We start from the raw sequence: 273 nt of genomic DNA, 5'->3' as shown, positions 1-273 counted from the left end.
GTATAACACTCCACACGAGGCAGTATCGTTACCTCCTATTATCAAGCATTTATTTTACCCATCTTGATAAATTTATCGAAGCATTTAAATCCCTATCGTGATGGCTATTGCATGGAACACAACGCCACTCACGTATTTTTAAACTCCACTGTCCTTCTGGTTGAACTGAATGGTCGTATTTAACTCCGCAACATGAGCAAATCTTGCTTGAGGCGAACCATTTATCAGCTTTTACATACTCAATGCCATACTTCTCGCACTTGTATGATAAAC

1 protein-coding gene is annotated in these 273 nt (G+C 39.2%); it reads right to left on the bottom strand.

Annotation, left to right across the window (positions count from 1 at the left end; all coding sequences use genetic code 11):
* Nucleotides 1–49 precede the first annotated feature (49 nt).
* A partial coding sequence (locus MR065_RS27275) for a transposase (protein WP_242215752.1) occupies nt 50–273 on the bottom strand: 224 nt, incomplete at its 5' end.

Source organism: Bacillus cereus group sp. BfR-BA-01383 (assembly GCF_022663495.1).
Classification (GTDB): domain Bacteria; phylum Bacillota; class Bacilli; order Bacillales; family Bacillaceae_G; genus Bacillus_A; species Bacillus_A cereus_AU.
The sequence above is the reverse complement of the archived record's forward strand: the minus strand, read 5'-3'. Positions and strand labels throughout refer to the sequence as shown.